A 6,981-nucleotide genomic window follows, 5' to 3' on the forward strand; every position below is an offset into this window, starting at 1 on the left:
CCCGATGCGCAGGGCCTCATGGGGCGACGATCGTCGCTGTGAGGATGCTCGAAACCGGCAGCGTGCGTTCGACGTCCGCTGCGCGGTCTCGTCCACGGAGTCTGCCTCCACCGAGGCCCGTCGCCTCCAGGAGCAGGTCCCTGGTCGACCCGTCCGGCATCCCGACGGTGACCTTGAGGACGGACTTCGCCCGCACCGCAGCTTCGAGTTCGCGATCGAGCCATGCCGCATCGGCGTCAGGCCCCTGGTGTGAGCGCAGGCGCGCGATCAGAGGAGCCAGTCCGGAGGAGTCGTCGGTCGACGCCGGAGCCGGCGGCGCTGGGTGTCGTTCTCTGACCAGGAGAGCGCCGTCGGAGCCGACGAGCGTCGCCGGGTATCGCGCATCGGTGAGCGCCCAGTACACGGTGTCGCGACCGACGCGGGTCGTCAACGAGTCGACGTGCGCAGTGAGACCGAGCGGGCGCAGCGTCTGATCGACGGTCATCGCCTGGAGGAGATGGCTGTCGGCGCTCTCGATGCGCGTGCGGCCTGTCTCGTCGTCGGTCGAGACGCGGACCAGGCCGTGTCGCTGGGCGGTCTGGGTGAGGAGGTAGCTGAGGGGCTGCGGGATGCCCGTGAGCGAGACGGAGGAGAGGAAATCGAGGATCGACTGCTCCGTCTCGCCGACGACGAAGGCGTGCGCCACGGATTCGGCGGTGAAGCGGTAGGACGATGCCTGCGCGGCGGACTCGCGGACGGCGATGGTGCGCAAGCGCACGTCGAGCGCGGGCTCCAGCGGGCCGGGTGCGATCGCCGTCAGATCGTTCTGCAGGAAGATGCGATCGACCTCGGCGGGCAGCAGGGCCACGAGTGCGCCGGCATCTGCGGGACCACCGCTTCGCAGGCTCACCGCCCACTCCGGTTCGGTCTCATCCTCCGCGATCAGTCCGAGAAGCGCCGCCGCGTCCTGCATACCCCGAGAACGATCGGGCCACGCGGGGTCCCACGGATGGGCGAGAGGCCACAGCTGAGGGGGGATCCAGCCACCGGTCTGGGAACGGACGCCGCGGGGGAGAGCGTCGCGGAACGCCGTCGCGAGGACGGTCCAGCGATCCGCCGCGGACGAGCGCAGCCAGCTCTCGGCGGAGAGACTCGACCGCAGCCGCCGGTCGGTCGACACGGCGAGGCCCGCCTGGAGGGCGATCGCCGCGAGGGCGTCGACGATCTCCGCGGGCACTCCGGCCTCGGCGAGCTGGCGCTTCTCGCCGGCGCTCACACCGCCGCCGGTCAGGAGGGCGAAGGGATTCTCCCGCGCGATCAGCAGCACGTCCGCGAGCACGGCCACCGTCGTGAAGGCGCGCTCGGCGGCATGGGCTGCCGCGGCTGCAGATGCAGGAGCGACGGTGGGGACCGGGGTCGTCGGAGGAGCTGAGCGGCCCGCGAGGGCGGCCGTGACCGGCGGATACGGCGACCCATCGGGCCGCAGCAGGGCGAGTGCTGTCAGCGCCTCTCGTTCGGGCCCGGCGTCCCCTCCGGACGCCGCCGTGAGGAGCGCGGTCGCCTCGGTCGCGGTCAGCGACGGGAGGACGCGGGAGATCGAAGCGGGGTCCAGGAGCGCTTCCGCGGCATCGAAGAAGTCCTGCCACGGGGCGTCAGAGCGCACCCCACGCGCGGCGAGGAGTCTGCAGAGCTCATCGTCGCTCGCCGCAGCCAGCCAATCCGCCAGCGGTCGCGCGTGAGTGCTCATGGCCGATGCCTCATGAACGCGAAGACGCGCGGCCCTTCCGGATGAAGCTCATCGTGAGGAGCGCGATGATCATGAGGAAAGCGACGGGCAGGCCCCAGTAGGGGATCGCCGCGACGATCGGCCAGAGGCCCTCGCCGAACGCGGTCTGATCCATCCCGAGCGCGGTCCCGATGATGATCGCGAAGAAACAGACCACCGATGCTGCCGCGATTCCGAGCGCGGTGAACGCCAGGATGCGATCCAGCCGCCGGATGGGAACCTCCGGTTCGGAATTCTTCGTGCTCATCCGCACCAGCCTACTCGCACCGCGGCCTTCGGCTTCGCGCGCGTCGTGACCGGTAGGCTGGGGGCACGCGCATGAGCGCGCCCACTGTTCTGCACGACGATCCCAGCGAGGTTCTCCCATGCCCACCGGCAAGGTCAGGTTCTACGACGAAGACAAGGGTTTCGGCTTCATCGCCAGCGATGACGGCCAGGATGTCTTCCTGCACGCCTCCGCGATGCCGGCCGGCACCGCGGTGAAGGCCGGTGCGCGCGTGGAGTTCGGCGTGGCCGACGGCAAGCGCGGGCTGCAGGCACTGTCGGTGCGCGTGCTCGAGGCGCCTCCGAGCCTCTCCAAGGCCAAGCGCAAGCCGGCCGACGACATGGCGATCATCGTCGAGGACCTCGTGAAGCTCCTCGACGGCATCGGCGGAGACCTCCGCCGCGGTCGCTACCCCTCCTCCGGTCAGGGCCGCAAGATCGCGGCCGTCCTGCGTAAGGTCGCTGATGACCTCGAAGCCTGACGCCGACGCGCGTCTCTTGGACGCCCACGATCTCGCGCTCGCCGCGCTGGCCGAGATCACCCCGGCGTCCACCGTCGGCCCCGCCGCCGGATATCTCGCGGAGGAGGACGGGTCGGTCTCGTTGCGCTTCGAGAACCGGCTCGCCGGCTACCCGGGGTGGTACTGGACGGTGACCGTCGCCCGCGTCGAGGATGAGGAGCCGACGGTGCTCGAGGTCGAGCTCCTTCCCGGCGATGGCGCCCTGCTGGCTCCGGAGTGGGTTCCGTGGGCCGAGCGCCTGGCCGAGTACCGCGCGCACCAGGTCGAGCTCGCTGAAGCGGCCGCGGCTGCCGGCGACGACGTGGTGACGGACGACGGCGGACTCGAGGACGACGAAGACGGCGGGCTCGACGACGACGACGACCTCGACGACGATGATGACGACGTCGAGGTGGACATCCTCCACGCCGGCGACGTGGACGGTGTGGACATCGACGAACTCGACGAGGGCGCTGTCGACGACGAGTCCGTCGCGTCGGAAGAGGATGAGTCCGAGGACGACGACGCCGACGCCCTCGATGAGGACGCCGGCGAGGTCGACGAGGAGGAGTGACTCCGGGCGCTCAGCCGCCCAGGTTCTCCAGCACGTATTCGATCGACCGGGTCAGCTGACGCACGTCGTCCGGTTCGATCGAGACGAAGGTCGCCACCCGCAGCTGGTTGCGCCCGAGCTTGCGGTACGGCTCCGTGTCGACGATGCCGTTCGCCCGTAGTGCCTTCGCGATCGCTGCCGCGTCGATGCTGTCGTCGAAGTCGATCGTCGCGACCACGGGGGAGCGGTGCGCCGCGTCCGCTACGAACGGCGTGGCGATGGACGAGGCTTCGGCCCAGTCGTAGAGGACGGCAGACGACTCGGACGTGCGCGCCGCCGCCCATGTGAGGCCACCGTTGTCGAGGATCCAGCGAAGCTGGCTGTCGAGCAGGTGCAGGGTGGTGAGCGCCGGGGTGTTCAGCGTCTGGTTCAGCCGCGAGTTGTCGACCGCGTTCTTCAGGCTGAGGAACTCGGGGATGTAACGACCCGAGGCGGCGATGCGCTCGATGCGCTCCACGGCAGCGGGCGAGACGGCGGCGAACCACAGACCGCCGTCGGAGCCCAGGTTCTTCTGCGGCGCGAAGTAATAGACGTCGGCCTGAGCGGCGTCGAAGTCGATACCGCCGGCGGCGCTCGTCGCGTCGATGACGGTCAGCGCGCCTTCAGCGGCGATGCGTCGGATCGGGGCCGCGACGCCGGTCGAGGTCTCGTTGTGCGGCCAGGCGTAGACGTCGACACCCTCCACGGCCTCTGCAACGGTCAGTGAACCGGGCTCGGCCTTGCGCACATCGGGGGCTTCGAGCCAGGGAGCGCCGGCGGCGGCGGCGAACTTCCCGCCGAACTCGCCGAAGACGAGGTTCTGGCTGCGCTTCTCGATCAGTCCGAAGGCCGCCGCGTCCCAGAAAGCGGTCGAGCCGCCGTTGCCCAGGACGATCTCGTATCCCTCCGGCAGGCGGAACAGAGCCGCGAGCTGCTCGCGGACGCTGCCCACGAGGTTCTTCACGGGTGCCTGACGGTGGGATGTGCCCAGGATCGAGGCTCCCGACGAGAGCAGCGCCTCGAGCTGCGCAGGGCGCACCTTGGAGGGACCGCAGCCGAAGCGGCCGTCGACGGGCAGGAGGTCACGCGGAATCTCGATCGCCATGCGTCGATTCTAGGGGGCGCTCGGCGTGCCGCAGGACTGCTCGCGAGTCCGATGTCGCCGCGGGAATGTAGGCTTGCCTAAGAACCTCGGAGGGCCCGCACATGACCGATCTGATCGACACCACGGAGATGTATCTCCGCACCATCCTCGAACTCGAGGAGGAGAACATCGTTCCGCTGCGCGCGCGCATCTCCGAGCGTCTCGGCCACTCCGGCCCGACGGTCTCGCAGACGGTCGGGCGCATGGAGCGAGACGGTCTCGTGATCGTCTCGGAAGATCGCACACTCGAGCTCACCGACGCCGGTCGGCGCAAGGCGGTCGACGTGATGCGCAAGCACCGTCTCGCCGAGCGCCTGCTCTCCGACGTGATCGGACTCGACTGGGCCTTCGTGCACGAAGAGGCGTGCCGCTGGGAGCACGTCATGAGCGAGCAGGTCGAGCGTCGCCTCGTCGAGCTGCTCGGACATCCGACGGAGTCGCCGTACGGCAACCCCATCCCCGGACTCGATCAGCTCGGCGATCTGCCGGCGCGCACCTTCGACGAAGGCGTCATCGGACTCGTCCAGCGCCTGAACGCCGCCGGCGAGCCCGTCGAAGGCACGGTGCGTCGTCTCGCCGAGCCGGCTCAGGTCGACCCTGAGCTGCTCGAGCAGCTGCGCGATGCCGGAGTCGTTCCCGGAGCGCACGGTGACTTCCGCTTCAGCGAGGGCTACGTCCTCATCCAGATGGACGGCAAGGGCGATGGACTCGAGCTTCCCGTCGAGCTGGCCTCGCACATCTTCCTGGTCGGCGAACCGGCCTGATCCCGCGAGAATTCGCGGGTGCGATCGGCGTGGAAGGAGAGCGGCGTCGCCCTCTCCGAGAATTGCCAGTTTCCCAGGGTGACATGATCGTTATCTTCCGGTAACCTCGGTCAGGTCGCCAGCGAAGAAGCCCGCTGGAGATGAACCCGCTGAAGATCGCCTTCCAGGCTCGTCGTCTTCACGGCAAGAACGCACAAAGTACCCGAGCTACATTCGTGCCACGAGAGCAGAGTGCCGACGAGCCAGCGCTGACCCGAACGGCGTGAGGGCCCAGGAGGACCAAGTTTTGGCCGCAGACATCGAATCGCCCGCGAAGAAGACATCTGAAGAAGCAGTACCCGCCCGCCGCACCGGCGCGCGAATGAGTGCTCGAAAGGCCGTCAAGCCTCTTCGATCCATCGCCATCTTCGGGGCGGTCGGTGCGCTGGTCGCCGGCATCGCTCTTCCCGCGTTCGCCTCGTCGAAGCCGAGCGAGGCAGCGCCCACGACTCTCCAGCAGCTCGCCGCCGTCGATGCGCAGTCGCTCGTCGTCGCCTCGCAGGCGACTGCTGCTCCGCTCGCGCGCGGCACGTTCAGCGCGACCACGCCCGAGGAGATCGAGAAGAAGAAGGCAGAAGAGGCCGCTGCCGCCCGTGCAGCCGCTGCTGCCGCGACCGCCTCCGCGGCCGGCACCTCCTCCTCGCGCTTCAACACCGCGGGTTACGCTCTCACCTCGCCCGGTTCGGGCGAGGTGCGCTATCCGCTCCCCATGGGCTCCTGGAACGTCAGCCGCACGGTCGGCGGTGGCCACAACGGTGCGGACATGCTCGCTCCGGCCGGAACGCCGATCTACGCCGCTGCTGCCGGAGTGGTCCGCGCATCGGCCGAGAGCATCGGCGGCTACGGTGTGGCGGTCATGCTCGACAGCGTGGTCGGTGGGCAGCGTCTGCAGACCACCTATGGTCACATGCTCTACGGCTCGCGTCAGGTTCAGGTCGGGCAGTCGGTGTCGGCAGGACAGCTGATCGGCTACGTCGGCAGCACCGGTCGCTCCACCGCGAACCACCTCCACTTCGAGGTCTGGATCAACGGCGGGCTCGTCGAGCCCATGTCGTGGCTGTCGGTCAACGCCGGCTGATTTCCAGACACGCTCCACTCCATTCACCTCCCGTTTCGCCCTGTACCCAGGGAGATGGGTTAGCCTGATCCCGTTGTCGTACAGGTGGGAGAGGCTGATGGAGCGAATACCGAGCATCCGAACCATGGATGCCCTCGGTCGTCACGTCCTTCTGCATAGCCCGCAGGGATGCCACGGCGTTGCCGTGCGCGAAAGGCGCTGTCTCTAGACGGCGCCTTTTTTCGTCCTCGCGATCGATCTGCCTCCTGCGCGACCTCGTGTGAGTCGAGAGTGCCGGGAAGCCGTCCCGGCGGATCGAGAGGATGACGAATGCGCACACTGGTCCTGAATGCCGGATACGAGCCGCTGGCGATCGTGTCGTTCAAACGCGCCCTGGTGCTCGTGATGAACGACAAAGCCACCGTGATCGAACGCGTCGAGGAAGACCCCGTCTGGGGCTCGCACGGCGTCTACGACCGCCCTGCGGTCATCATCCTGGCGCGCTACGTGCGCGTCCCCACCAGCAGACGCGTGCCCGTCACCCGGCGCGGCGTGCTCCGTCGTGACGATCACCGGTGCGGCTACTGCGGGAAGTCGGCCTCCACGATCGACCACATCCTGCCCCGTTCTCGCGGAGGAGCTGATTCCTGGGAGAACCTCGTCGCGTGCTGCTTGCGGTGCAACAACGTGAAGAGCGATCGTACGCCTCAGGAGATGCGCTGGCAGTTGCGCTTCACCCCTCGACCCCCGCACGGCACCGCCTGGACGGTGCGCGGGACGGAACGCAGCGACCCGCGGTGGGAGCCGTATCTCGCGCTGGCGGCGTGACGAGGGCGGCACGACATGCAGAAGGGGA

Annotated in this window: 8 protein-coding genes; 5 read left to right on the plus strand and 3 right to left on the minus strand. The window is 68.7% G+C overall.

The annotated features are described in order from the left end of the window. Nucleotides 1-16: 16 nt before the first annotated feature. Nucleotides 17-1,726 (minus strand): helicase-associated domain-containing protein, encoded by a 1,710-nt coding sequence (locus tag AAY78_RS01205; protein WP_046746550.1) that lies wholly within the window; start codon nucleotides 1,724-1,726, stop codon nucleotides 17-19. A gap of 10 nt (nucleotides 1,727-1,736) precedes the next feature. Beyond that, the gene (locus AAY78_RS01210; protein WP_046746551.1) at nucleotides 1,737-2,012 is read right to left on the minus strand and encodes a hypothetical protein; all 276 of its coding nucleotides are present in this window, start codon (nucleotides 2,010-2,012) and stop codon (nucleotides 1,737-1,739) included. Between the two features lie 118 nt (nucleotides 2,013-2,130). Here AAY78_RS01210 and AAY78_RS01215 point away from each other — a divergent pair, with 118 nt between their 5' ends. Continuing rightward, entirely contained in the window at nucleotides 2,131-2,511 is a 381-nt protein-coding gene (locus tag AAY78_RS01215; RefSeq protein WP_045263389.1) for a cold-shock protein, read from the plus strand. Next, nucleotides 2,495-3,103: a DUF3027 domain-containing protein gene (locus AAY78_RS01220; RefSeq protein WP_046746552.1), complete on the plus strand. Its 609-nt coding sequence runs from the start codon at nucleotides 2,495-2,497 to the stop codon at nucleotides 3,101-3,103. Before AAY78_RS01215 ends, AAY78_RS01220 begins: the two co-directional genes overlap by 17 nt. A 10-nt stretch (nucleotides 3,104-3,113) precedes the next feature. On the opposite strand, the gene serC is transcribed toward AAY78_RS01220, so the two are convergent. Next, nucleotides 3,114-4,226 carry a phosphoserine transaminase gene (serC, locus tag AAY78_RS01225; protein WP_046746553.1) on the minus strand — a complete coding sequence of 371 codons (1,113 nt, stop codon included), beginning with the start codon at nucleotides 4,224-4,226 and terminating at the stop codon, nucleotides 3,114-3,116. Nucleotides 4,227-4,327: 101 nt separating this feature from the next. Between serC and AAY78_RS01230 the strand changes: the two genes are divergently transcribed. From AAY78_RS01230 to AAY78_RS01240, 3 genes are all read left to right on the plus strand, one after another. Then, nucleotides 4,328-5,029 (plus strand): metal-dependent transcriptional regulator, encoded by a 702-nt coding sequence (locus AAY78_RS01230; RefSeq protein WP_046746554.1) that lies wholly within the window; start codon nucleotides 4,328-4,330, stop codon nucleotides 5,027-5,029. Nucleotides 5,030-5,390: 361 nt separating this feature from the next. Further along, on the plus strand, nucleotides 5,391-6,146 hold the full coding sequence (locus AAY78_RS01235) for a M23 family metallopeptidase (RefSeq protein WP_046746555.1): 756 nt from the start codon (nucleotides 5,391-5,393) through the stop codon (nucleotides 6,144-6,146). 309 nt (nucleotides 6,147-6,455) lie between these two features. Continuing rightward, entirely contained in the window at nucleotides 6,456-6,953 is a 498-nt protein-coding gene (locus tag AAY78_RS01240) for an HNH endonuclease (RefSeq protein WP_045263393.1), read from the plus strand. The last annotated feature ends 28 nt before the right edge of the window (nucleotides 6,954-6,981 follow it).

This window comes from Microbacterium sp. Ag1, assembly GCF_001005635.1.
In the GTDB taxonomy this organism is placed as follows: domain Bacteria; phylum Actinomycetota; class Actinomycetes; order Actinomycetales; family Microbacteriaceae; genus Microbacterium; species Microbacterium oxydans.